Source organism: Micromonospora sp. WMMD1155 (assembly GCF_029581275.1).
Taxonomy (GTDB): Bacteria; Actinomycetota; Actinomycetes; order Mycobacteriales; family Micromonosporaceae; genus Micromonospora.
This window is the reverse complement of the sequence record NZ_CP120742.1, coordinates 1487005-1512005: the sequence shown is the minus strand read 5'-3', so window position 1 is coordinate 1512005 and position 25001 is coordinate 1487005. Positions and strand designations below refer to the sequence as shown.

The window sequence follows — 25001 nt, the reverse complement described above, 5'->3', positions numbered from 1 at the left end:
AGCGGGCCCTAGCCACGAGGCCTTCCGGCACCGCCCGCCGGCCGCGTCACCACCTCGTCGGTGCGCCGTGGCATCCGGGCCGCGATGTCGCGCAGGAGGCCACCCCGGGAACTCCAGCCGAAGTCGCCGGCGTACCGCACACGGGCCGCGAGTACGTCGTCCGACGCGGGGTCGATCGCGGCCAGTACGTGGTCGACGAAGTCGTCGGTCGAGGTCGCCGCCGTGATGTGGTCGGTCGCCCGAGCGGCCTGCACGACGTCGGGGATGGGGGTGCTGACCACCTTCAGGCCCGAGGAGAGGTATTCGTAGCACTTGAGTGGGCTGACACCCGCGGTGTAGTCGTTCAGCGCGTACGGGATCAATCCCACTGTGCACGTGCCCGCCGCGGAAGCGAGTTCGTTGAGCGGAAGCATCCCGAGGTATCGAGCCCCGAGCCGTTCGAGTTCGGCCAATTCCCGGTCGTATCCGCCCCCGCCCGCCGCGATCGGGCCCGCGAGGAGCAGTTCGCCACGGCCCTTCAGCGCGGTGGCCAGCGTGCGCAGCAGCTCGAAGTCCAGCTTGTGCGGCGTGAGGTTGCCGGCGAACAACGCGGCGGGCCGCCGCTGGGCCGCCGGTTGGCTGTCGGCGGCGAAGACGTCGACTTCGGCGACGTTCGGCAGGGTCAGGACATCGGTGAACCCGACGTCGTTGAGATGGGCCGTGACGGCGCCGCTGGTGCCGATGGTCAGGTCGGCACGGTTCGCGAGGGTCCGCTCACCAGCGGACACGGCCGAGCCGTCGATGCCGGGGAATGCCTGGAAGATGTCCACGCAGTGGTAGAGGGTGTAGTCCGCGTACTGTTCGAGACCGTACGTGACGGGCGTGAAGGTCCAGAGGACCCGCGGGCTGGGGCTGCGTCGCCACTCGGCCACCGCCCGCTCCAACAGCAGCCGGTTCGGCAACCGCGTGGGTGCCTGGTGAATCGGCACGATGAGCGGCGAGATGACAGTGACCCGATCCGGAATCGGACGGTAGGTGGCAGTCTTCTCATGGCCGACGACCGAGTGGCGCAGCCGCTTCGCGATACGGGTGACGTCCTTCGCGTCGAGCCGCACCCGCCGCAGACCCAGGGACTCCACGAAGTAGGTGTCGAAGTCACGGGCCAGTTCCCGTACGACGTAGTGCTGGTTCGTGGCGATCGGAGAGTTCCACTCGGCGGTGCCCAGGACCAGAATCGTCGGCGCTGTCGACCCGGTTCCGGGAAGGGGGTCCGGGGGCGAAGGTGGTGTCGTCACGTATCTCTTCCGGATTCGTCCGGCCGCGTGTTCCCGCTGCGGCCGCAGGTGTGCAGACCGCGGGGCAGCGTTGGTGCGTGCATGACGGGACGCACCCCCGTTGCCTTACGATCCCCGTTTGGTGTGGCGCGCTTCGCCAGCCCGAACGGGCTGTATCGGGCGCACCCGCAGACGCGCAGCAGTGCAGGCTGCCCGTCAAGCCCGGGTTAATAGACCTCAACGCCGACCCTCCTGTCAATGGTGGCCCGGCGCCGGACCGGGCGGGCGCCGCCGCGGGCCACGAAAGGCCGCACGGAATGTGCAGATTTGGGGGCGTGTGGGAGGGCGAGTAACGCAAAGGAAATGGCTTTTCGGTCAGACTGTGCCGACGAGGGACTGACTACCGCCCGTGTGCGGCGAACGCCACTGCTCCCTTACTGTGGACGTATGACCGACGACATCGTGCTCCTGCTTCGGCGGGCCGGCTTCGGTCCCACCGTGGCGGAGATAGGTGCCGCTCGTCGGCTCGGCTACGCATCGACACTGTCCGGGGTGTTGGCCCCGACCGGCCCGGACGTCGGCGCGACCAGCGCGCCCACACCCGACCTGGGGCCGGATCCGGTCACGCTCCTGCCCACTGCCACCGAGGCCCAGCGAGCCGAGGTCGCCCGTCGTCGCACGGAGCAGACCGTCTCGCTGGCACGGTGGTGGCTCGACCGGATGACCGTGGCCGACCACCAGGCGGTCGAGAAGCTCCTGTTCTTCTGGCACGGCCACTGGGCCACGTCGGTGGCGAAGGTCCGCAGCCCTCAGCTCATGTTCGGGCAGCTGCGCGCGTTCCGAGAGGCGCGCGACTTCGCCGACCTGGCGCACCGGATGGTGCTCGACCGCGCGCTGGTCTACTGGCTGGACGGGCAACACAACAAGAAGTCGGCACCGAACGAGAACCTGGCCCGGGAGCTGTTCGAGCTGTTCATGCTCGGCGTCGGGCAATACACGGAACGGGACATCAAGGAGGCCGGTCGGGCTCTGGCGGGCTGGCGGGTCATCCTCGATCGCGAGATGCCCGTTTCCGAGCCCCAGCACCGCGATACCGGCCGAAAGACGATCCTCGGCGTCACCGAGAACTTCGACGCCCGAAGCCTCGTCGACCTCCTGCTCCGGCAGCCGGCCTGCAGCCGGTTCATCGCATCCCGACTGTGGTTCCGGTACGCCTCCAGCAACCGACCGATCCCCGAGCGCACCCGGGAGGCGATGGCTGCGGCGTTCCCGGCCCCGATGGCGATGCTCAAGGTGCTCTTCGCCGACGAGGCATTCCAGCAGACCCGCGGGACGCTGGTCCAGCAGCCGGTCGAGTGGCTCGTCGGTGCCATGCGTCATCTGGGGCTCCGGCCGGCGGCGATGTCCGACAAGGTGTTCACGCAGCTCTACTGGGCGATGGAGGCGTTGGGTCAGCGTCCACTCGCCCCACCCAGTGTCGGCGGGTGGCCGGCGGGCACCGCCTGGTTGACGTCGGCCGCCGCGCAGACCCGGCTGACGATCGCCGGCATGCTCGTCGACATGGTGCGACCCGGTCCCTTGACCCCAGAGGCCGTCGCCCATCTGCTCTGCGTCGACCGGTGGACCGACCGGACGTACGCGGTGCTGCGCGATGCCCGCAGCGACCGACTGAAGCTGACCTTCGGGCTGGTCAGCCCCGAGTATCTGGTGACCTGACCAGAGTGGGTGGGTGGACATGGATGCATTGACCCGACGGCGCTTCCTCATCTCCTCCGGGGTGGTCGGCGGCAGCGCGTTGGCGGCCGGGGCAGGTGTGCTGGGCTTTCAGGAGCTGCTTCAGACCGCCGAGAAGGCCACCGCCGGCGACGTCGAGGACGGCCTGCCGACGCTCGTCCTGGTCACCCTCTACGGCGGTAACGACGGGCTCAACACCGTCGTGCCGTACGCGGACCCGGCCTACCACCAGGCCCGACCGGAGCTGGCGTACGCGCCGGAGCGGGTGCTGCGACTCGACCAGACGCTGGGCCTCAATCCGATGCTGCGCGGGATGAAGCGGCTGTGGGATGCCAAGCGGTTGGCGATCGTTCTCGGGGCCGGTTACCCCAACCCGGACCGGAGCCACTTCAAGTCGATGGACATCTGGCAGACCGCATCCCCCGGCACTCCCGCTCCCACGGGTTGGGTCGGGCGGTGGCTGGACGGGACGAAGGCCGCCACCGAGGCGGCCGTGAGCTTCGAGCCGGTCCTGCCGCCGCTGCTCGTGGGCAAGTCCCGCATCGGCGTCTGCGTGAGCTATCGGGGGCTCGTGCTGCCGCCGGGGGTCACCCCCGACGCGGTCTCGGCCCTCGGTCAGGTCCAGCCCGGCGAGTCGGAGATGCAGGCGCGAGCCGCCACCTCCTACGCGGACCTCATCACCATGAACCGGGTGGTGGCGAAATCCGCGGGCAGCGGCTCCGACGAGCAGGGCCACAGCGGCGGCGAGGCCGTCCCGGCTACCGGAACGGGTGGTGACAACGCGCTGACGGCCCAGTTGGCGCTCGTCGCCCGATGCGTCGAGTCCCGGGTCCCCACCCGCGTCTACTCGGTGAGCCTCGGTGGCTTCGACACCCACGCCGGTGAGCGCGTGTGGCAGGAGACGCTGTTGCGGCACCTGGATGACGCGCTGAGCGGATTCGTGGACCGGATGGCGCGTACCGAGGCCGGCCGCCGGGTCACCGTCGTCGTCTACAGCGAGTTCGGCCGGCGGGTCCGGGCGAACGCATCCGACGGCACCGACCACGGCACGGCCGGCCCGGTATTCGTGCTGGGGCACGCCGTGGCCGGTGGGTTCTACGGCGAGCAGCCGAGCCTGACGGATCTGGACGACGGTGACCTGAAGGCGACGACGGACTTTCGGGACGTCTTCGGCACCGTCCTCGCCCATGTGTTGGCCGGGGACCCGGACCGCTACCTCGGCGGTTACCGGGCCCGCCTGCTGCCTCTGCTCAGCTCACCGGGACGCTGACCCTCATCGGCCACCGCCGCGGAAGACCTCGGCGACCGTGCGCAGCACGACCTTGACGTCCAGCCAGAGCGACCAGTTCTCGATGTAGTAGTTGTCGAACCGCGCCCGGTCGGAGATCGGCGTGTCGCCACGCAGACCGCTGACCTGCGCGAGCCCGGTGAGGCCCACCGGCACCCGGTGCCGCATCGCGTAGTTCGGGTACTCCGCCGAGAACTTCTCCACGAAGTACGGCCGCTCCGGCCGTGGCCCGACCACGCTCATGTCGCCGCGCAGGATGTTCCACAGCTGGGGAAGCTCGTCCAGCGAGGTGCGACGCATGAACCGACCGATCGGGCCGACCCGCCGATCGTTCGCGATCGACCAGTTCGTCTGCGACTCGGTCTCGTCGACCGGGCGCATCGACCGGAACTTGACCACGTTGAACGGCTTGCCGAACCGGCCGATCCGCTCCTGGTAGAAGAAGATGCCCCGCCCACCGTCGATGAAGGTGGCGAGCGCGCACAGCAGCAGGACCGGGCTGAGCAGGAGCAGGGCGAGGCCGGAGAACACCACGTCGGAAGCCCGCTTGATCGCCCAGCGCGGACCGGAGAGCGAGATGTCACCGACCTTCACGATCGGGATCGCCCCGATGTGGTCGGGGTAGCCGCCCTGCGAGCGGGACCCCCACAGACGCGGCACCTCCCACAGGTCGCAGCGGGAGCTGCCGGGTCGCAGCAGGGTGTCCATCAAATCCGACTCCGGGCAGTCGGGGTCGGCGATGACCAGGACCTCGACCTTCAGCACCCGGACGAGCTTCTCCAGGTCGTTGAGGCTGCCGAGAAGGGGTAGCACCGCGGAGTCCTGCTGCGCGGTCACGTCCACGCAGCCGACGAACCGCAACCCGTACCGCGGGTAGCGGCGCAGCAACCGAGCCAACTCCAGGGCGATCGGGCCGCTGCCGATGATGATGGCGTTGTGCTCCACCCAGCGACGCTTGCGCACCAGGATGGTGAGCGCCCGGCTGAGTGCCCGACCGACGATCACCAGACCGGCGGAGATGGCGACGCCACGCATGAAACCGCCGACGTACTCGACCGACGCGTGGCGTTCCGCGGCGATGATGGCCACCACCGCGGCCGACGCCAGCAGCCGTCCGACGATGCTGGGCAGCTCGTCCAGGATGCTCACGTGCCGGCGGGCCTGGTAGAGCCCGCCGGCCGCGAAGATGGCCATGGTGAGCCCGGCGTTGACGAGCGTGCCACGCCAGTAGTTCTGCGAGATCGCCAGCGGGGCGAGCAGCGCCACGACGTCGATCGGAATCGTCATCATCCAGGCCCGCAGCAGGCGCGTCCGGGACGACGTCCGGGACCCGGCGTACGGCAGGACCGCAGTGGTCTCCAGGCCCGGCTGTGGCGTCGGCGCGGTTCTCGGTGCCGGCGAGACCGGGCGCTGGGCCGGGCCCGGCTGCTCGCCGGTCCATTGTGCCGGTACGTCTGATCGGCTTGTTGTCGAATGACCCGACATGGTCAACCTTTCCCCGTTAGTCCTTCGGAATTCACGCCTCGACCCGAAGGGCGAAGGAAGGTTACGGCCAGGTCAGGTCGGCCGGTATTGGACGAAGGGCCGATATCCGCTGGCTACTTCGCCGCCGCGGCTGCGATTTCCTCCACCGAGTCCCGGCGAACCGCGTCGAAGACCCGCTCCGCCTTCGGCTTGTCCACCAGGACGACGCTCTCGGTGCCCATCCGGCCGGTGCCCGTGGTGGGGCAGGTCAGGAAGCTGAGCTGCCCGCTGCGCAGGTGCCGCATCTGCATCGCCAGGTCGACCAGGGACATCGACTCGTCGACCGCGACGGCGTCGGCGGTGGCCCGGACGAACGAGTTCAACTTGGTGGGGCTGCCCAGCGTGCCACCGGAGGCGGCCTTGTCCAGGATCGCCTTGATGACCTGCTGCTGGTGCTTGATCCGGGTGAAGTCGCCCTCGGCGAACGCGTACCGTTCGCGGGCGTAGTCCAGTGCGGCGCCGCCGTCCATGGTCTGCCGGCCCGCGACGAACTCGCGCCGACCGTCCGGGTTCAACGAGTGCTTCGACGTGAAGCCCTTGTCCACCGTGATGTCGATGCCGCCCAGGGCGTCCACGATCTCCTTGAAACCGGCGAAGTCGACCATCGCCACGTTGTCGATGCGGACGCCGGTGAACTTCTCGATGGTCTGCACCATGAGCGGAACGCCACCCCAGGCGAACGCTGCGTTGATCTTCGCGTCCCGGCCACCCCGGCCCTGCGGCGACTCCGGAACGCTGACCCAGCTGTCCCGGGGGATCGAGATGAGCTGTGCGCTCTGCCGGTCCTTCGGAAGGTGGGCCAGGATGATCGTGTCGGTCCGGGAGCCGGAGCTGTTCTCCGGGTCGCGCGAGTCGCTGCCGAGAATCATGATGTTCAGGGCGCCCTTGGCGACGACCTGGGGCCGGGACTCCTCCGGCACGTCGGCGAAGGCGTCGACCCGTTCGATGCCCGAATTGATCGAACGGAAGTAGAGGCCTCCGGCGACCATGCCACCACCAGCGAGTAACGCGACGACCACAAAGGTGATCAGCGCGATCTTCCGCCACCGGCGACGCCGCGGACGCGTCGGCTCAGTCGGCTCCGGTGGTTGCTGCGCTGCAATGAACTGGGTTTCGGGCTCCGCGTACTCCTGGCGATACTGCATGCCGCGATGCTACTGATTGCGGGTTACGCTCACGTGCCCCCGTCTGGGCCGTCCGGTTTCACATCCTGACCAAAAAAACTTTCCGCCCAGACGTTCGCCCGACTCTGGTATGAAGCAGCGGTGGACGCTACGCAGCTGCGCCGAGCCATCGCCCGTACCCCACTCGCACCCGTCGCCGCGTTTCCCAAGCGGCTTGCCCGGGTCGCCCGCCACGACGCCAAGGTGCTGCGCATCTCGGCCCGGTGGCTGGTCACCTCCCGAGAGCACCACAACTACACGTACGAGTTGACCAAACTCAGCCGGAACCACCTGGCCTGGTTCGTCAGCGTGGTCTGCGACCGACCGGTCAAGGAGGTCCGGGGCTGGCTCGACGAGATCGAGTCCGACCAGGCGCTGCGCGACCACATCGAACGGGCCACCGCCGGGGCGGCCCGCCGTGGCCTCGCCGACAAGAAGGTCCACTACGCCCGCCGCGTCGGCTGGTACGCGATCGTCCGGGCCACCCGCCCCGCACACGTCGTGGAGACCGGTGTCGACAAGGGGCTGGGCACCTGCGTCCTGGCCTCCGCCCTGCTGCGCAACGCCCAGGAGGGGCACCCCGGTCGGGTCACCTCGCTGGACATCAACCCCGAAGCCGGTTACCTCGCCGCCAGCGAACCCTGGTCGGAGGTCGTCGACCTGGTGATCGGCGACTCGATCGCCTCGATCGGCGCACTGGACCGCCCGGTCGACCTGTTCCTGCACGACAGTGACCACAGCCGCGCCCACGAGAAGCGCGAGTTCGACGCCGTGGAGTCGAAGCTCGCCCCCGGTGCTCTCCTGCTCACCGACAACGTCACCAGCACCAACGTGCTCGCCGAGCACGCCGAGCGCACCGGCCGCCGGTTCCTCGCCTACCGGGAGAGCCCCGCCAACCACTGGTACCCGGGCGACGGCATCGGCGTGGCATGGTGAGCGGGTGCGGCTGACCTCGATCCACACGTACCCCGTCAAGGGTTGTCACCGGCTCGACCACGACGGCGCGTTCGTGCATCAATGGGGCCTGGCCGGCGACCGGCGGTGGATGGTCGTGGACGCCGACGGTGTCGGCGTCACCCAGCGGGACACCACCCGGTTGGTCGGCCTGCGCGCCACCGTGCGTCCCGGCGGGCTGACGTTGCGTGCCGACGGGCAGCCCGACCTCGACGTGCCCGAACCGGCCGACGGCGAACCGGTCCCGGTGCGGACCTTCCGCAGCCGCACCTTCCCGGTCCCGGCGCTGTCGGCCGGTCCGGCGGCCGACGACTGGCTCGGGGTGCTGCTCGGCCGGCCGGTCCGGCTGGTCTGGCTGGCCCAGCCGACCCGCCACCTGGCCGCCGGAACCCGCGAACACGACACCGGTGACCAGGTCACCTTCGCCGACGCCTATCCGCTGCTGCTGGCGAACACCGCCTCCCTCGACGCCCTGAACGACTGGTTGGCCGAGGCGGCCCAGGAGCCGGTGCCGATGACCCGGTTCCGGCCCAACCTGGTCGTCGACGGGGCGTCGGCCTGGGCCGAGGACGAATGGGTGGGCCGGACGCTGCGCATCGGTGACCTGCTCTTGCGGGCCGCCGGGCCGTGCGACAGGTGCGTGGTCACCACGACCGACCAGGAGACCGGGGTACGCACCAAGGAGCCACTGCGCACCCTCGGGCGACACCGCAACGTCAAGCAGAAGCTCCTCTTCGGACTCAACCTGGTGCCGATCGACACTGGGCGGGTGACAGTGGGCGACCAGGTCGTCGTCACGCCCTGACCGGCCCACCACCCCCGATCGAAACAATCCGATCACCGTCCGTCGATGCTGTCTTAGCTTTGGCTTAGCCGGCTTGTCCCTCCGCGTCCAGGTCCGGCAGCATCGCCGACGTGACGGACGTCAGCGCGGTCGACATCGACATCGACCTGGACCACGCTCCCCGGGAGCCGCAGGCGTCGTCGCCCCGCCCGACGCCGTGGCTGGTCGCCGCCGGCGTCACAGTCGTCGCGGCGGCGCTCGGGCTGACCCTGACCATGCGGTCCGGCGCCGCACCGGCCTGCGCCGCCGGGCCGGCCCTCGCCGCCGCCCCGCCCACCGGCAACGCCACCCACAACGGCAAGGCGACCTTCTACGACTCGAAGGGCGCCGGCGGCAACTGCTCGAACCCGGCGGCCCCGGCCAACCGGCTCTACGTCGCGCTCGGCCCGACCGAATACTCCGCCGGCGCCGCCTGCGGCGGATTCCTCGACGTGACCGGCCCGAAGGGCACCGTCCGCGTGCTGATCATGGATCAGTGCCCGGAGTGCGCGCCCGGCCACCTCGACCTGTCCCGCGAGGCGTTCACCCGGATCGCCGAACCGGTCCAGGGCCTCGTCCCGGTCACCTACCGCGCGGTGGTCAACCCGCCACTGCCCGGACCACTCACCTTCCGGATGAAGGAGGGCTCGTCGCAGTGGTGGTTCGCCGTCCGCGTCGGGAACCACGGCAACCCGCTGCGGTCCGTCGAGGTCCGGCAGGGTGACAGCGGGGCGTGGAAGTCGGCCGCCCGGCAGGACTACAACTACTGGTTGCTCGCCTCCGGCGCCGGGCCGGGGCCGTTCAGCATCCGCGTCAGCGACGTCTACGGAAACCGGGCCACCGTCGGCGGCATCCGGATGGCACCGGGTCAGGTCCAGAACAGCACGATCCGGATGTACGGGCGCAGCGCCGTCGCGGCCACCCCACGGGCGTCCGTGACGCCCCGCCCACCCGGGAACCGGCCCGCCGGCACGCCGACACCGACCCGCCGGCCGGTCGAGGTGGCGACCGCGCCACCGGCTGACCGGATCTCCACCCCACCGGCGGGAGCCGTCGCTCGCTGGTGCGGCTGACCGGTCAGTCGATCGCCGTCAGGTGGAGCCGCATCAGGATCTCGTCCCGGTCGTCTCCCGCCCAGCCGGGCGGCTCTGTGTGCCCGTCCGTGATGCTGCCATCGGCTGGTGTTCATCCGCGCTACCCAGAGCCCGGCGGCTTCGAGGAAAGTAGTCACCGGCAGGCCGTCGGGCTCACCCGGAGACGCCGCTGTCCGCTGTGGATCGCGAACGTGTCGGTGGCTGATGGGACGGGTCGGCAGACGCCCATGGCTCGGTGACAGTCCGGCCACCCCTTGTCAGCAGTGCCAGCCATCTATACGGTTCAGCTGCCTTGTCTTGCTTCCACGGGGGTTGCTTTGACTGCACAGTCGTTCCGTGCTGCCATTTTCCGATCACATCGCCTCGCCGCCGCCTGGGTGCGGCGCGTGGCGGCCATCGTCGTCGTCGTCCTGATCGCGGCGCTCCTGAACCCGGGGACGCCTGCCCAAGCTGCCTACGAGCCGGTGGATCGGGGCTGGACAGTCTCCTGGTTGGCTTCGGGCGGGCCGTCGGTCCGACGAGCTGCGGAGGCCGCATTGCTCGGCTCGGACGACGACGTCTGGGCCTTCGTGAACTCCGGGCGGTCCAACGCCCAACAGGCGGACGACCGAGCAGCGGCGCAGGCGCTGGCGAGCATGGACGGTCCGGCGATGCGCGCGGCTGCGTTGCAGGCGCTGGCCGGGTCGCCGGAGGCGGTGCGGACGTTCGTCAACAGCGGTTGGAAGTCCGCCTGGGCGGCGGATGAGCGGGTGCGAGCGTACCGGCTGTTCGAGTCGGGCGGCCAGACGATGCGGGCTGCGGCGCAGCAGGCGTTGGCCGGGACGCCGGAGGAGTTGACGCAGTTCCTGGCTGGCGGCCGGGACGCCGCGCAGCATGCTGATGACCGGCTCGCGGCGACGCGAATGCTCACCAATGCCCCGAACAACAGTGGTCCGGTGTTGAACACGGCAGCGTCTCAGGCGTTGGCGGGCTCGGCGGCGGAGTTGCGGGAGTTCCTGGAGTCGGGTCAGTTCGTGGCGCGGGCTAGGGACAAGGAATTGGCGTCGATCTCCGGGTTGACGGAGCAGGCGAAGGCAGCGAGTGAGACGACGTCTCTCGAGGCACTGGCGGCGACGGAGGCATCGAACAAGGCAGCGGCTGCTGCGGAGGAGGCCAAGAAGGCAGCGCAGACCGCTGCCGCGGAGACGGCGGCCGCAGGCGGTGCGGCGGCGAAGGCGTCGGCAGCGGCAGGGCGGGCAGCGGACGCGGCGGAGGGCGCGGCGGACGCGGCGCGGGATGCGGTCAGTGCGTCGAACGCGGCGATGCGCGCTGCGCGAGTGGCGGCGGATGCGGCGCGTAAGGCGACGACCGCGGCGTCCCTGACGGCGCAGGCGGCATCGCGGGCGCAGCGGGCGGCGGCAGATGCGCGGACGGATGCGGGTAAGGCCTCTGCGGCTCGGCAGGCGGCGCAGGCGGCTCGTACCGCAGCGGCGAAGGCGCGGGAGTTGGACGCCGTCAAAGCTGAGCGGGATCGGGCGTTGGCGCAGGCGAAGGCAGCGGCCGTCGCGGCGAGTAGCGCAAGTGGTAACGCGGACATCGCGGCTGCGGCCGCCGGCACTGCCAGCAATCAGGCGGGAGTGTCCCAGGCGCAGGCCAAGCGGGCACGGGATGCCGCGGCGCGGGCGCAGGGGTTGGCCGCGGCGGCGGCACGGGCGGCGGACCGGGCCTACGGGTTCGCGTTGTCCGCGGCGAAGGCCTCGGATGAGGCGTTCGCGTTCGCGAAGCGGGCCGCGGACCACGCGGATGCCGCTGCCGCGGCGGCCGAAGCCGCTGCTGCCGCCGCGGGCGTGGCTGCGGTGGCAGCAGCCGAATCGGCGAAGCACGCGGCGGCGGCCGTCGAGGCGGCCAACACCGCGGTGGAAGCCGCGAACGCAGCCGTGGCATTGGAGCGCCAGGCCCGCGAGGAGGACGACGCGCGGCTGGCCGAGGCGACCGATCAGGGTGTGCTTGCAGCTCAGGCGGCACTGGCCGGGGAGCAGGCCGCGAACGCTGATGCGGGTGCTGTGGTTGCCTGGAACCGAAAGTTGCTCTGGGACAGCGCCGAGGAGGACCGGATCGATCCGGCCACCCGGCAGTTGCTGAGTGAAGCAACCGCCTCGGACGCTCCCACCGCCGTTGTCCTCGACAGGGGCCGCCGCGCCGCGCTCGCATTGGTCACCACTGGTGGCGAGTGGACTCGCGAAGCGGCCAGGGAGGCGCTGTCCGGCGGTGAACTCGAGCTGCGGTCATGGCTGACCGAGAAGCGTCGGTTCGCAGTGGGTCAGGATGACCGGGCACGGCTGTGGCATCTGATCGACACGCTGCCGGACGGTAACGAGAAGACCGCGGCACGCACCGCGTTGACCGGTGATGACGCAACGGTGCAGCAGTTTCTACGGACCCGTAACTACGGGGGCAAGTTCACCGCGGACCGGCAGGCGATCTACCGAATTCTGGAGACTGCCGGCCCGTCCCTGAAGGCAGCCGCAGAGCGGGCCCTGACCGGCACGGGCGCGGACATGCACAAGTTCCTGCGGGAGGGGCAGTACCCGGCCCGCAGCGCGGACGAGCGCCTTGAGGTGTACCGGGTGATGGACGCCGGCGGGCCGCAGGTCAAGGCCGCCGGGCAGGTGGCGTTGGCGGGCCCGGCGTCCTACATCTCCTACTTCCTGACCACGTCGCGTTACCAGGCGGCGCAGCGGGACAACGAGCAGAACGCGCACGTCGCCGCCGTGCAGGCGCTGATCACCGAGGCGCAGCAGTATGCGCAGACTGCGTTGGCTGACGCCGCCGAGGCTCGTCGAGTCGCAGCGGTAGCTGCCGGCAAGGCTGCCGAGGCGCAGACGTATGCCGAGCAGGCGGCGGCCGCCGCACAGAAGGCGGCCAGCCACGCGGCGAGCGCCGCTCAGTCGGCGACTGCCGCCAAGTCTTCGGCCGACCAGGCGGCCCAGTCGGCAGCCACCGCTCGTAGCGCGGCGAACTCGGCGCAGGCCAGCGCTGACCAGGCGGCCCAGTCGGCCGCCACGGCCACCGCCGCGTCCCGGCGCGCTGCGGCCGACTCGGCGGCAGCCTCGGAGGCGGCGCGGCAGGCGCGGCAATCGGCGGTCGAGGCGGGTAAGGACGCGGTCGAAGCCAACAAGGCGGCCCAGGAGGCTGCCAACATCTATGCCGGGCGGCTGCTGGCAGAAGAGAGCGCGCGTCGTAACACCGATCCGGGTAGCGGCCCCGGTGGTGTCGGAACGGCGGCCGACCAGCACATGACCTGGTCCTGCCTCCTGCCGGCCCTGGGGAGTTCCAAGGACTGCGTCTACGTCAAGGGTGACTTCGCCTGGGCGTTGGTCAACCCGGTCAAGTGCGCCACCCCCGCCAACTCGGGCACACCTGGCTGTCAAATGCTCGACGACATCCACCAATTCGTCGAGGAAAATCCGGAGCTCGTGCTGGACATGATCCAGATGCTCCTGATGTCGTGTGGTCTTGCGCCAGGCGTCGGTGAGCCCTGCGATGGCGTCGATGCGGCGATATCTTTCGCCCGCGGTGACTGGAGCGGAGGGTTTATCTCGATCGGCTCGATGTTCCCCATCGCGGGGTGGATCGGGTTCGGCATGAAGGGCGAACGTTCCGCCGACAAGCTTCGCAAGCTCGTCGTCGTCGTCGAGGCTTTGGCGAAGTGCAAGAAGCGCAACAGCTTCACGGCGGGCACGCTGGTGCAGTTGGCTGACGGGTCGCGGCGGCCGATCGAGCAGCTCCGGGTGGGCGAGACGGTGCTGGCGACCTCTCCCGTGAATGGCCAGACCACCGGGAAGGTGGTCACCGACGTCATCCGTGGCGTTGGCATGAAGCAATTGGTCGACATCGGGGTTGCCGCCAGTGGGGCTCGGCCCGCCAACAAGATCACTGCGACCGACAAGCATCCATTCTGGGTCGTCGGTAGCCAGGCTTGGAAAGATGCGGACGATCTGGTTCCGGGAGATCTGCTCCGTACTCCCGAGGGGCGGCAGGCGCAGGTCAAGTCGATCTCCAAGCGTGAGCAGTGGGCTCAGGTCTACAACTTGACGGTCGCCGAGTACCACAGCTACTACGTGGCTGCGGGCAAGGCGTCGGTGCTCGTGCACAACGACGGCGGCGGCATGGACCTGAGCAACGCCACGCCCTGGGAGAATGGCAAGTTCCCGGTGGGTGGGGCGATGGATAAGGGTGGCCCTCCCGGCGGGATCCTTTATCGCATGAATAATGGTCAGATCACGAACTATGCGGTATATGGGCCGGACGGGATGATCCTCCGACGAGTCGATCTCGTCGGTGAGGCCCATGTCGGTGTCGATGGGCAGAAGGTGCCCACGCCTCATGTCCAGGAGTGGAGTTACAACGAGACACCCGATGGCCGCAAGTATCCGAAGCAGTCCAAGTACGCGATACCGGCCGGGCCGGGTGACCTGCCGAGCGGAGCATGCTAGAGCTGGCCTAGGCTGGTGAATCCATCAACGGGGCAGGTGCTGGGCGGGTGAGGTGTGGAACGATGTTGAGCGATTATCGGCAGCTGGCGCAGTGGGTGGACGAGAATGGTGAATTCGACATTCGTTCATTCCTTCTGCTTAACGAGACTGTCCCGAATGCCGCCGTTCTGGCAGAGCTCTTCTGGCCTCACTTCGTCGAGTATCGAGGCGGTGTCTTCCTCGCCTTCCTCTTTGAGGAGAAGGGGGTCGACATGTGGCTTGAGAATCTCAAGGGTGATGTCGTGTCGGTTGAGTCCGTGCTGAACCACGTCCACTTGTGGGACTTCTTCTCGCCCAAGTCGAAGGACGAATACGCTGGCCTGTCCAAGCTGACCGAGCGGATCGGTACGATGTGGCGAGAAGCGTTGCGCGTATCGTTCCCGGACCGATCCTTCGTCGTCACGTTCACCGATGATCCGGCCGACTACGGACCGACGCTGAAGTTCACGCAGGGCACGTAGTGATTCTGTCAGCCAGAGACCCGAGGGCTGATACGCCGTGACCGATATCGAAAGGGGTTCCGCCAATCGTCGGCGGAACCCCTTTCCACTCACAGTCCCCGGACCGTCCGCGGTATGGCTGACCCGTCAGTCGATCGCCGTCAGGTCCAACCACATCAGGATCTCGTCCCGGTCGTCGTCAGGTGCCACCCGCAACGCGCCCGGCAGGCGGCCGATCTCCCGGTACCCGAGACGGTCGTAGAACTTGTCCAACCCCAGCCCGTCGCGCACCGTGACGTGCAACGCCTCGTGGCCGAACTCCCGGGCCAACCGGGCCGCCTCCACCATCAGCGCCGAGCCGTAGCCGGTGCCCTGGGTGCCCGGGTGGACCATCACCCGCTTCAACACACACCAGTGCGCCTTCAACGGGAAGCGGTTGTCAGTGAAGACCAGCATCGCCACGAGCCGGTCGCCGGAGTAACCCACCAGCAGCCGGTCCGGCCCGTCGACGATCCCGGCGAAGGTCGGATCGGCGAGGACGTGCACGTCGGCCGCGGTGACCGGCGGCACGAAACCGACCGCGCCGCCGGCGTTGCTGACGTCCGCCCAGAGGTCGACGATCTCGGCGCGCAGCCGCGGGGTCAGGTCGGGGTCGAGGACGAAGCGCACACTCACGCCCGCCATCCTGACCCGACGACCAGGTCCGTGACCCCCGACAGTGACGCGGCCGACAGTTGTCGACTGTCGGCCGCGCCACAAGTGTCGGGCCAATACTGAGGTAGGGCCGACGGGATTCGAACCCGCACTGGTGCGGACCTAAACCGCATGCCTCCTGCCGTTGGGCTACGGCCCCTTGAAGCTGAACTCCACCAGCGTCCACGGCCACTCCTGCCGAGGCAGTCGCCTGCCTATCGGGTAGCCGGTCGGAGTAACCGCATCAGGATCGTAGACCACATCCGGTTCGACGCGAGCAGGCCGCCGCTGACCAGCGAAGGTGGAGGTCTGGCTGTGACAGTTGGGCAGAGCAGCCGGAGGTTGCATGGTCGGTTGTCGAGGAAGTCGCCATTGATGTGGTCGACCTGCAGAATGAGCACCAGACCGTGATGGCCCCGTGTGACAGGTTAGTCCAGGCCGAGGTCGCGGCGGAGCTTGGCGACGTGCCCGGTGGCCTTGACGTTGTAGAAAGCGCGCTCGATCTTGCCGTCGGCGTCGATCACGAACGTCGAGCGGATCACGCCGGTGACGGTCTTGCCGTACATCTGCTTCTCGCCGTACGCGCCGTAGGCGGTCAGCACCGACCGGTCCTGGTCCGACACCAGCGGGAAGGTGATCGCGTCGCGCTCGCGGAACTTCGCCAGCTTCTCCGGCTTGTCCGGGGAGATGCCGACCACCTCGTAGCCGGCGGCCTGGAGCGAGGCGAGGGAGTCACGGAAGTCGCAGGCCTGCTTGGTGCAGCCGGGGGTCATCGCGGCCGGGTATGCGTACAGGACGACCTTGCGGCCTCGCAGGTCGGCGAGGGAGAGCTGGTCGCCGGTGTCGGTGGCGAGGGTGAACTCGGGTGCGGGGTCGCCGGGGGAGAGGCGGTCGGGCGCGGTCATGGCCCGACCCTACCGCCGAGGTGCGACGTGCTGTCGCCGCAAGGGGGCCTGAGCTGCACGTCCGTCACCTGCCGTAAAGGTGATCATCACCTCGCGTTGTTGCCAGACTATGGCAACAACGAGGCTTGAGAAATAGGCTGACCCACGCTGGCCCGCTCGGGCTCGCTGACGCGTGGGAGGTCGCGTGGAGACACTGGCGATGCACATCTCGAACGGGATCATCGACGGTCCCGTCGCAGCGATCTTCGCTGCGCTCGCACTGGCCGGGCTCACCGCCTGCGTTCTGCGCGGCCGGCGTGACCTGGACGACCGGCTGGCCCCGATGGCCGGCCTGGTGGCGGCGTTCATCTTCGCCGTCCAGATGCTCAACTTCCCGATCTTCACCGCCGGTGTGAGTGGGCACCTACTCGGTGGCGCGCTCGCCGCCATGCTGGTCGGCCCCTGGGTCGGCGCGCTCTGCGTGTCGGTGGTGCTGGTCGTGCAGGCGCTGGTCTTCGGCGACGGCGGCGTGGCGATGCTCGGCCTCAACATCACCAACATGGCGCTCCTCGGCACCGCCGCGGCGTACCTGCTGATCGCCCTGCTGCTGCGGGTCCTGCCCCGCACCCGGGCCGGTCTGGCGGTGACCGCGTTCGTCGCGGCCATGCTCAGTGTGGTCGTCGCGTCCCAGGGCTTCGTCCTGCAGTACTGGCTGGGCGGCACGACCGACCTGGGCGGCAACCTCGCCGGCCTGGCCGGCACGATGGCCGGCACCCACCTGCTCATCGGCATCGGTGAGGGGCTGATCACCGCGACCACCGTGCTGACCGTCGCGAAGGTGCGCCCCGACCTGGTGTACGCGCTGCGCTCCCTGCGTACGCCCACCGCCCCCGCTGTCCCGGTCGCCGGAGGTGTCCGATGAAGAACCGTTCCTGGGCGTTCCTGGCCGGCGGCCTGCTGGTCGCCCTGCTGCTCGCCGGTGTGGTCAGCAACTACGCCTCGTCCCACCCGGACGGGTTGGACTCCTCACTGCTCAAGGGCTGCACCGTCGACGCCGACGACAACATCGTCGGCGGGAACTGCCCGGCCCAGCAGGCGAAGGACCACGAGCTCGGGGACAGCCCGCTCGCGGACTACGGCGTGCGCGGCATCGAGAACAGCTTCGTCTCCACCGGTCTGTCCGGGGTCCTCGGCGTGCTGGTCACCTTCGCGGTCGGCGCCGGCGGCTTCTGGCTGCTGCGCCGCCGGGACGGCACCCCGACCGACGGCGCCGCGACGACGTCCGAGGGCGGCACCCCGACCGACGGGGACGGCACGACGACCGCCGACGACGACACCCGACGCCGCGCCGACGCGGCCAGCTGAACGAAGGAGTACGCGGAGATGGGTGCCGGTCACGGGCATGTGCTGTACCGCGAGTCCGACTCGCCGGTGCACCGGCTCCCGCCCGAGGTCAAGATCGCGGCGATGGTGGTCTTCACCATCGCCGTGGTGGCCACCCCGCGCGAGGCGTTCTGGGCCTTCGGCGCGTACGCCCTGCTGGTGGCCGTGGTGGCGGCGCTGGCCCGGGTCGGGCCGCGGTGGTTGCTCAGCCGGGCGCTGATCGAGGTGCCGTTCGTGCTGTTCGCCGTCGCGCTGCCGTTCCTCGGCAGCGGTGACCGGGTCGAGGTGCTGGGTCTGCGGCTGTCCGAGGACGGGCTGCACGGGGCGTGGAACATCCTGGCCAAGGGCACCCTGGGTGTGCTCGCCTCGCTGCTGCTCGCCGCGACCACCACCACCCGGAACCTGATCGTGGGACTGGACCGGCTGCACTGCCCTCAGGTGCTCACCCAGATCGCCACGTTCATGCTGCGCTACCTGGACGTGCTGGTCGGCGAGGCGCGACGGATGCGGGTGGCCCGGATGTCCCGGGGTGACGACCCGCGCTTCCTGTGGCAGTTGCGCGGCTTCGCCGCCGGGATCGGGGCGTTGTTCCTGCGCGCCTTCGAGCGCGGCGAGCGGGTCTACCTGGCGATGCTGTCCCGGGGCTACAACGGGCGGATGCCTGCCGTGTGGCAGGGCGAGGGCGCGGCGAGCGTCGGTCAGTGGTTGCTCGCGGCGACCGTGCCGGTGCTGGCGGCCTCCATCGCCGCCACCGCCGTCGTCCTGTCATGATCGGTGTCGTGCAGACCGCTGTCTCGCTGGACGTTCGTGGTGTCCGGTACGCGTACCCGGACGGGCACGTCGCCCTGCACGGGGTGGACCTGACCGTGCCGCGCGGGGATCGGGTGGCGCTGCTCGGGCCCAACGGCGCCGGCAAGACCACGTTGGTGCTGCACCTCAACGGCATCCTCACCCCGACCGAGGGCAGCGTGAGCGTCGGCGGGCTGACCGTCACGCCGGATCGGGCCACCCTGGCCGAGGTACGTCGGCGGGTGGGCATCGTCTTCCAGGACCCGGACGACCAGTTGTTCCTGCCCACGGTGGCGGAGGACGTGGCGTTCGGGCCGGCGAACCTGGGCCTGCGCGGGGCGGAGTTGACCGCCCGGGTGGACGAGGCGCTCGCCGCGGTGGGGATGAGCGAGCACCGGGACCGCTCGCCGCAGCACCTCTCCTTCGGGCAGCGCCGCCGGGTGGCGGTGGCCACCGTGCTCGCCATGCACCCGGAGATCCTGGTGCTCGACGAACCGTCCTCGAACCTGGACCCGGCGGCCCGCCGTGAGCTGGCCGAGATCCTGCGCGACCTGCCGGTGACGCTGTTGATGGTCACGCACGACCTGCCGTACGCGGCGGAACTGTGCGACCGTTCGGTGATCCTCGACGGCGGTCGGATCGTCGCCGACGCCCCCACCCTGGATCTGCTGACCGACCCGGCCCTGCTGGCCCGCCACCGCCTCGAACTCCCCTACGGCTTCAGCCCGCGGCCGTAGCGCCCCGATCAGTAGCTCCCTGCTCGGCGTCCTCGACGCGCGGCGCTCGGGCGGCCCGCGAGGCGGCGTGCAAACGCAGGACTCCGGCGGCTGTCGCTCCGCCGCCGGTGATCAGCACCGACGCCACCATGACGCGGGCGATCCCGGGCGACCACGGCACCGGCGCGATGGACCGGGCGAAGACGGCGGCGTTCGCCGCGCCCGCGAACAGCGCCAGGCAGGCCCCGGCCAACGCCACCGCGAAGTCGGCGGCCGGGCGGCGGGCCGACGCGTACCACCCGGCGGCGATCGCGCCGAGCCCGGTGAGCAGCGACCAGATCTGCCCGGACAGCAACCCCAGCAGCACACCGCCCACGCCCTGCGCGCCGGCGTCCAACTCCCGACCCACCGGATACACCACCGCGACCGCGCCGCCGACGATCAGCAGCGCGCCCACCGCGGACAGCGCTCGCCCGCCGACCGCCGAGGCGGCGGCGACCAGACCGAGCGCGCCCACCGCGAGGAGCCCCACGATGGTCACCGTCCACCAGGTGTACGCGTCGGGCGGCGGCACCCAGTCGAGCGTGCCGCCGATCACGACGGGGTCCGCGCCGTCGCGCAGCGGGACCGTCCAGTCCCGCACCCGGTGTTCGCGGTCGGGTGCGGCGCGTACCGCCGCCGGAGGGCCGGACTCCTGCCACAGCGCCCGCTGGTCGTGCCAGCGCACCGTGGGCCCGTCGGCGACCCGCCGCCAGGACGGCGGTGCGGCCGGGTCGGCCTCGGCCGGCAGCGCGGTGTCCCCGGCGAGGGTGCGGTTCAGGTAGGTGGCGGGGGAGCGGCGGTTCTCGAAGACACCGTCCGGGCCGACCCGCAGGTACGGCTCACCGGAGTAACCGATCACCTCGACGGCGCGGCCGGTGCGGTTGGTCAGTTCCAGTCGGGCGCCCGCCTCGACGACGCGTACCTCCAGCCCGGGCCGCGCCGGCGCGACCCCGGTGGTCCGGGTCCGGTAGTCGGTGCCGTCCGGGGCGTCCGCGCCGTGCGCGGCGGCCGGCGCCGCCGTGAGCACCGTGGCTGCGCCGGCCGCGGCGACGACGACCGCGGCGCGGGTCAGCAGGGTACGGATCACTTGCCGGCCGCCGCCACGGCGGCGCTGAGGCCCTGCGGGCTGCGGTCGGCGAGCGGCTCGCCGTTGACCAGGATCGTCGGTGTGCCGGTGACGTTGCTCCGGCTGGCCTCGTCGGTGACGTGCTCGGTCCAGGTCCGGTACGTGCCGTCCTTGACGCAGCCGGCGAACGAACCCCGGTCGAGGCCCACCCCGACACCGATGTCGATCAGCTCGTCGTTGTCCAGACCGGCGCTGCCCTCCGGCGGCTGCTTGGCGAAGAGCGCGGACGCGTACTCCCGGAACTTGCCGCCGGCCGCCGCGCAGCCGGAGGCGGCCGAGGAGCGGCTGGAGTACTCGGTGGTGGAGAAGCGGTTGAGGTACGCCACCGGGTGGTACACCACCTTCGCCTTGTTGTCGGCCGCCAGCTGGGTGAGCGTCTCGCCGCTGGTCTGCTCGAACTGGTTGCAGGCCGGGCAGAGGAAGTCCTCGTAGACGTCGACGGTGACCGGCCCGCCGCCGGTGACGATGCCGGTGCCGTCGGCGTTCGCGCCGGGCGGGGTGTTGAAGCTGTCCGACCGCTGGCTGGACCAGATGGCCCAACCGGCGACGCCGGCGACGACCAGGACGACGACCGCGGCGGCGGAGACCCAGATCGTGCGCCGACGCCGCCGCTCGCGGGCGAGCTGTTCGCGGACCACCCGGGCGGCGTCCCGCTGCCCCTTGCGACTACTCATCCTCGTCCTCCACAACGGGCTCGCCGGCCAACCACCCGTCCACCGACACCGGCGTACGTGGCCAGATCAGCAGAAATCCGGCCAATACCAAGAATCCCAGGTCCCGGAGGATCTCCGGGAGATAACTGGGGGCCTGTCCCTCGGCCAACTGCCCGCCGCTGCCGAAGCATCCGCAGTCGATGGCCAGCCCGCGTGCCCAGGCCGAGGCGATCCCCGCGATGAAGACCACCAGCAGCGCGGCGGACACCCCGGCGACGAGCCGGGTGGCCAGCCCCACCAGCAGCAGCACGCCGAGCGCCAGCTCGACGAAGGGCAGGGCCGCGCCGATCACGGTCGCCACGTCGTAGGGCATCACCTGGTACGCGTTGACCGCCCGCCCGGAGGCGGCCAGGTCACCGACCTTCGACGCGCCGGCGACGAGCCAGACGGCGGCGAGGCCGAGCCGGGCCGCCGTGCCGAGCCAGGGCCGGAGCGCCGGCCAACGGCCGGGAGGTGCAGTCACGCTCATTTGTCGTTCCGTCTCCGCCGGAAGTTCCGGGATCAGCCGGCCAGGGCGTCGCCGACGGCCTCGACCAGCTCGTCGCGGGCCCGGGCCACCCGGGACCGGATGGTGCCCACCGGCACCCCCTCCACGGCTGCCGCCTCGGCGTACGACAGGCCGAGCAGTTGGGTGAGCACGAACGCGGCGCGTCGCTCGGCGCTGAGCCGGCGGACCAGGTCGGTGGCGCCGAGCTGCCCGGACGGGTCCGGGTGCGGGCGGTCGGTGTACGCGTTCGCGGTCAGGCGCTCGTCGAGCCGACGGCGACGGATCACCGTGCGCAGGTGGTCGGCGCAGGCCCGGCGCGCGATGCCGAGCAGCCAGGTGCGGGCGCTGGAGCGGCCCTCGAACGCGGGCAGCGCCCGGAACGCCCGCAGGTACGTCTCCTGGGTCAGGTCGTCGGCGCTGTCCGGGTCGACCAGGGCGGCGGCGAAACGCCAGACCTCGGCCTGGGTCAGCCGGACGAACGCCGACTGGGCGGTCGGGTCGCCGTGTCGCGCGCTCAGCGCCCACTCGGTGGCCGGGTCCCGGGCGACGTCGTCGGCCGGTTCGGCCGGACCGGCGGAACCGGTGTCACGCGGGACGGGGATCACGACAAACCACGATACGCGCCGCTCGGCTGAGCGACCGGGGCCTTCGGCCGGTGGATGTTCTGCGCCACCCCGGGAACTTTCTCCCACCGCGGACCGACTACCTCCTCATGACACGCGATCCCTCACGCGCGGCGCCGACGGCTGAGCAGAGTTGAGCCCTCTGCCCGACTCGGGTCGCCGAGATCCACACCTGTCGGCGACCATGGCTGGCATGACTGTCGCCCCCCGCCGCTGGCTCGCCCGGCTGGCTGTCGCCGCCGGCCTGCTGGTCACCCTCGGCGCACTGCTGATCGCGCCGGCCACCTCCGCGAGCGCCCACGCGGTGCTGCAGAGCAGCAGCCCGGCTGCCTCCTCGGTCGTGCCGAGCGGGCCGTCCGAGGTGGTCCTCACGTTCAGCGAGTCGGTCCGCAAGGTGCCCGGCAAGATCAGGGTCATCGCTCCGGACGGCTCCCGGGCCGACCGGGGTGAGCCGGCCTTCGACAACACCGTCGTGACGATCCCGGTGAGCCCGGACGCCGGACGTGGCACCTACCTGGTCAGCTTCCGGGTGATCTCCGCCGACAGTCACCCGGTGTCCGGCGCGTTCACGTACTCGGTGGGTGCGCCCTCGACGCCGCCGGCCGACTCCGGTGGGGACGACAGCCGCGCCGACCCGGTGGTGAGCACCGCCGTGAAGGTGGCCCGGTTCCTCGGCTACGCGGGCCTGGTGCTGCTGGTCGGGCCGGTGCTGGTGCTCGCCGCGCTGTGGCCGAAGCGGCTCTCCCGGCGGGGGCCGACCCGGCTGGCCTGGACCGGCCTCGGCCTGGTCACCGTCGCCACGCTCGCCGACCTGTGGTTGCAGGTGCCGTACACGGGCGGCGGTGGTCTCTTCGAGGTGTCCGGCGAGGGGTTCGCCACCGTCTTCGGTAGCCCCTTCGGTGCCGCCCACCTGGTCCGGCTGGGCCTGCTGGCGGCCTCCGTCTTCCTGCTCCGGCCGCTGCTGGCCCGCCCGGCCGGCCGCACCGACGCGATCATCCTGGCCGTGCTGGGCGTCGCCGCCCTGCTGACCTGGCCGCTGGCCGGGCACCCGGCGGCCTCCCCGGCACCGGCGGTCTCCGTGGTGGTCGACGCGGTCCACCTCGGCAGCATGGCGGTCTGGCTGGGTGGTCTGCTCATGCTCGCCGTCTTCCTGCTGCGCCAGGCCGACGAGCGGGAGTTGACCGCGATCCTGCCGATCTGGTCCCGCTGGGCGGCGCTCGCCGTCTCGGCCCTGCTGCTCGGCGGCACCGTGCAGGCGCTGATCGAGGTGGCCACCCCGCAGGCGCTGGTCGGCACCACCTACGGTCGACTGCTGCTGGCCAAGATCGCGCTGTTCGCGGTGGTGATCGGCGTGGCCGCGTACTCCCGGCAGTTGGTGCGCAGTCGGGTCGCGGCGCAGCGTCCCGTCCCGGTCCGCCGGGCGGTCTGGGTGGAGTTGGCCGTGACGGCGGTGGTGCTGGGCCTGTCCGCGACCCTCGTGCAGACGCCGCCCGCGCGGACCGCCGCCGCCGAGTCGTCCGATGTCTCGGCCGGCCTGTTCAGCACCACGCTGACCAGCACGCTCTTCAGCATGCAGGTCGAGCTGAGCCCGGCCGAGCGGGGCAACAACTCCATCCACCTGTACGCGTACAGCAAGGACAACCTGCCGCTGCCGGTCAAGGAGTGGCGGGCGACAGTGGCGTTGCCCTCGGCCGGGATCGAGCCGATCGAGGTTCCGCTGCTGCCGTTGACCGACAACCACGCCTACGGCGACATCAGCCTGCCGGCCGCCGGCGAGTGGCAACTGAAGATCACCGCCCGTACGACCGACATCGACCAGGCCACGGTGACCGCCACCGTGCCCATCCGTTAGAGAGGTCCGCGAAACCCATGACCCGATTCCGGCGTACCGCAACCGCCGCTGCCGCCCTGGCGATCACCGCCGCCGCCACCGCTGTGCTCGGCTTCGCCGGACCGGCGTCCGCCCACGTCACGGTGAACCCGAAGGAGGCGACCCAGGGCGGCTACGCGCGGGTGGCGTTCCGGGTGCCCAACGAGAGCGACACCGCCTCGACCAACAAGCTGGAGGTGGTGTTGCCGGAGAACGCCCCGGTCGGCTCGGTGTCGACGATGCCGGTGCCCGGCTGGACGGTGGCCACCGAGAAGCGCAAGGTGGACCCGCCGATTGAGGTGCACGGCAGCCAGCTCACCGAGGCGGTCTCCAAGATCACCTGGACGGCCACCGGCGACGCGGCCGTGAAGCCGGGTCAGTTCCAGGAGTTCCCCGTCTCGATGGGGCCGCTGCCGAAGGTCGACACGATGGTCTTCAAGGTCCTGCAGACCTACTCGGACGGCAACATCTCGCGGTGGATCGACGACCCGGCGCCGGGCGGCGAGGAGCCGGAGCACCCCGCGCCGGTGCTCACCCTGGCCGCCGCCGCGCCGGAGGGCGCGGCCACCACGCCGACCGCCGCCGTCGCGGCTCCCGACGACGCCGATGACGACGAGGGTAACGGCCTGGCTGTCGGCCTCGGTGTCGCCGGTCTCGTCGCCGGTCTGGCCGGCCTGGTGCTGGGCGGCCTGGCCTTCACGCGGACCCGTCGGGAGCCGGTCGTCAAGGCCTGACCCCCGACGCGCCCGCCGGCCCGCCCGAACCATCGGGCGGGCCGGCGCGTTTCCGGAGCCGCAACGGCGGGTGGCCCTCCGCGCTGCCGACGCGGAGGGCCACCTTCACCGGGGGAGCGGTGCTACCCGAGCGACGCTTGGGGTAGATGAGGTC

General features: G+C 70.7%; 22 protein-coding genes and 1 tRNA gene. 13 read left to right on the top strand and 10 right to left on the bottom strand.

The features are described 5' to 3' along the window. Positions 1 to 8 precede the first annotated feature (8 nt). On the bottom strand, positions 9 to 1274 hold the full coding sequence (locus tag O7617_RS06625) for a glycosyltransferase (RefSeq protein WP_282262209.1): 1266 nt from the start codon (positions 1272 to 1274) through the stop codon (positions 9 to 11). Positions 1275 to 1700: 426 nt separating this feature from the next. On the opposite strand from O7617_RS06625, the gene O7617_RS06620 reads away from it, so the two are divergent. Together O7617_RS06620 and O7617_RS06615 are read left to right on the top strand one after the other, a co-directional pair. After that, the gene (locus O7617_RS06620; protein ID WP_282262207.1) at positions 1701 to 2969 is read left to right on the top strand and encodes a DUF1800 family protein; all 1269 of its coding nucleotides are present in this window, start codon (positions 1701 to 1703) and stop codon (positions 2967 to 2969) included. 19 nt (positions 2970 to 2988) lie between these two features. After that, complete coding sequence (locus O7617_RS06615) at positions 2989 to 4257, top strand: DUF1501 domain-containing protein (RefSeq protein ID WP_282264658.1); 1269 nt, start codon at positions 2989 to 2991, stop codon at positions 4255 to 4257. 3 nt (positions 4258 to 4260) lie between these two features. Here O7617_RS06615 and O7617_RS06610 read toward each other — a convergent pair whose 3' ends face one another. Together O7617_RS06610 and O7617_RS06605 are read right to left on the bottom strand one after the other, a co-directional pair. Beyond that, a complete protein-coding gene (locus O7617_RS06610; RefSeq protein WP_282262206.1) occupies positions 4261 to 5760 on the bottom strand; it encodes a sugar transferase in 1500 nt (499 codons plus the stop codon). Between the two features lie 113 nt (positions 5761 to 5873). Further along, positions 5874 to 6788 (bottom strand): LCP family protein, encoded by a 915-nt coding sequence (locus O7617_RS06605; RefSeq protein WP_282264657.1) that lies wholly within the window; start codon positions 6786 to 6788, stop codon positions 5874 to 5876. Between the two features lie 276 nt (positions 6789 to 7064). Between O7617_RS06605 and O7617_RS06600 the strand changes: the two genes are divergently transcribed. The 5 genes from O7617_RS06600 to O7617_RS06580 all read left to right on the top strand — a co-directional run bounded on the left by O7617_RS06600 (position 7065) and on the right by O7617_RS06580 (position 14808). Next, complete coding sequence (locus O7617_RS06600) at positions 7065 to 7898, top strand: class I SAM-dependent methyltransferase (RefSeq protein WP_282262205.1); 834 nt, start codon at positions 7065 to 7067, stop codon at positions 7896 to 7898. A gap of 4 nt (positions 7899 to 7902) precedes the next feature. Continuing rightward, positions 7903 to 8721: an MOSC N-terminal beta barrel domain-containing protein gene (locus O7617_RS06595; RefSeq protein ID WP_282262204.1), complete on the top strand. Its 819-nt coding sequence runs from the start codon at positions 7903 to 7905 to the stop codon at positions 8719 to 8721. Positions 8722 to 8831: 110 nt separating this feature from the next. After that, complete coding sequence (locus O7617_RS06590) at positions 8832 to 9812, top strand: expansin EXLX1 family cellulose-binding protein (RefSeq protein WP_282262202.1); 981 nt, start codon at positions 8832 to 8834, stop codon at positions 9810 to 9812. Between the two features lie 407 nt (positions 9813 to 10219). Next, positions 10220 to 14308, top strand: a complete 4089-nt coding sequence (locus O7617_RS06585; protein WP_282262201.1) for a polymorphic toxin-type HINT domain-containing protein — start codon at positions 10220 to 10222, stop codon at positions 14306 to 14308. A gap of 62 nt (positions 14309 to 14370) precedes the next feature. After that, positions 14371 to 14808, top strand: coding sequence for a hypothetical protein (locus O7617_RS06580; RefSeq protein WP_282262200.1), 438 nt, complete (start codon positions 14371 to 14373; stop codon positions 14806 to 14808). 126 nt (positions 14809 to 14934) lie between these two features. Here the strand turns inward: O7617_RS06580 and O7617_RS06575 are convergent, their stop codons facing one another. From O7617_RS06575 to bcp, 3 genes are all read right to left on the bottom strand, one after another. Continuing rightward, the gene (locus tag O7617_RS06575) at positions 14935 to 15462 is read right to left on the bottom strand and encodes a GNAT family N-acetyltransferase (protein WP_282262199.1); all 528 of its coding nucleotides are present in this window, start codon (positions 15460 to 15462) and stop codon (positions 14935 to 14937) included. Between the two features lie 104 nt (positions 15463 to 15566). Continuing rightward, a tRNA-Leu gene (locus tag O7617_RS06570) sits at positions 15567 to 15640 on the bottom strand. Between the two features lie 268 nt (positions 15641 to 15908). Then, positions 15909 to 16385: a thioredoxin-dependent thiol peroxidase gene (gene bcp, locus O7617_RS06565; RefSeq protein ID WP_282262198.1), complete on the bottom strand. Its 477-nt coding sequence runs from the start codon at positions 16383 to 16385 to the stop codon at positions 15909 to 15911. Positions 16386 to 16569: 184 nt separating this feature from the next. Here bcp and O7617_RS06560 point away from each other — a divergent pair, with 184 nt between their 5' ends. From O7617_RS06560 to O7617_RS06545, 4 genes are read left to right on the top strand one after another with little or no spacing between them, the layout of a single operon-like run. Further along, complete coding sequence (locus O7617_RS06560; protein ID WP_282262197.1) at positions 16570 to 17286, top strand: energy-coupling factor ABC transporter permease; 717 nt, start codon at positions 16570 to 16572, stop codon at positions 17284 to 17286. Continuing rightward, positions 17283 to 17729: a PDGLE domain-containing protein gene (locus tag O7617_RS06555; RefSeq protein ID WP_282262196.1), complete on the top strand. Its 447-nt coding sequence runs from the start codon at positions 17283 to 17285 to the stop codon at positions 17727 to 17729. Before O7617_RS06560 ends, O7617_RS06555 begins: the two co-directional genes overlap by 4 nt. 18 nt (positions 17730 to 17747) lie before the next feature. After that, on the top strand, positions 17748 to 18518 hold the full coding sequence (cbiQ, locus tag O7617_RS06550) for a cobalt ECF transporter T component CbiQ (RefSeq protein ID WP_282262195.1): 771 nt from the start codon (positions 17748 to 17750) through the stop codon (positions 18516 to 18518). Then, positions 18515 to 19273: an ABC transporter ATP-binding protein gene (locus O7617_RS06545; RefSeq protein WP_282262194.1), complete on the top strand. Its 759-nt coding sequence runs from the start codon at positions 18515 to 18517 to the stop codon at positions 19271 to 19273. Before cbiQ ends, O7617_RS06545 begins: the two co-directional genes overlap by 4 nt. Here the strand turns inward: O7617_RS06545 and O7617_RS06540 are convergent. From O7617_RS06540 to O7617_RS06525, 4 genes are read right to left on the bottom strand one after another with little or no spacing between them, the layout of a single operon-like run. Beyond that, positions 19257 to 20381, bottom strand: coding sequence for a hypothetical protein (locus tag O7617_RS06540; protein ID WP_282262193.1), 1125 nt, complete (start codon positions 20379 to 20381; stop codon positions 19257 to 19259). The genes O7617_RS06545 and O7617_RS06540 overlap by 17 nt on opposite strands. Beyond that, complete coding sequence (locus O7617_RS06535; RefSeq protein ID WP_282262192.1) at positions 20378 to 21094, bottom strand: thioredoxin domain-containing protein; 717 nt, start codon at positions 21092 to 21094, stop codon at positions 20378 to 20380. The genes O7617_RS06540 and O7617_RS06535 overlap by 4 nt, the downstream gene beginning before the upstream one ends. Continuing rightward, positions 21087 to 21602 (bottom strand): MauE/DoxX family redox-associated membrane protein, encoded by a 516-nt coding sequence (locus O7617_RS06530; protein ID WP_282262190.1) that lies wholly within the window; start codon positions 21600 to 21602, stop codon positions 21087 to 21089. The genes O7617_RS06535 and O7617_RS06530 overlap by 8 nt, the downstream gene beginning before the upstream one ends. Before the next feature lie 32 nt (positions 21603 to 21634). Next, the gene (locus O7617_RS06525) at positions 21635 to 22225 is read right to left on the bottom strand and encodes a sigma-70 family RNA polymerase sigma factor (protein WP_282262189.1); all 591 of its coding nucleotides are present in this window, start codon (positions 22223 to 22225) and stop codon (positions 21635 to 21637) included. A gap of 202 nt (positions 22226 to 22427) precedes the next feature. Between O7617_RS06525 and O7617_RS06520 the strand changes: the two genes are divergently transcribed. Next, positions 22428 to 24095 (top strand): copper resistance protein CopC, encoded by a 1668-nt coding sequence (locus O7617_RS06520; RefSeq protein ID WP_282262187.1) that lies wholly within the window; start codon positions 22428 to 22430, stop codon positions 24093 to 24095. Between the two features lie 17 nt (positions 24096 to 24112). Continuing rightward, positions 24113 to 24847 (top strand): YcnI family protein, encoded by a 735-nt coding sequence (locus tag O7617_RS06515; protein WP_282262185.1) that lies wholly within the window; start codon positions 24113 to 24115, stop codon positions 24845 to 24847. The last annotated feature ends 154 nt before the right edge of the window (positions 24848 to 25001 follow it).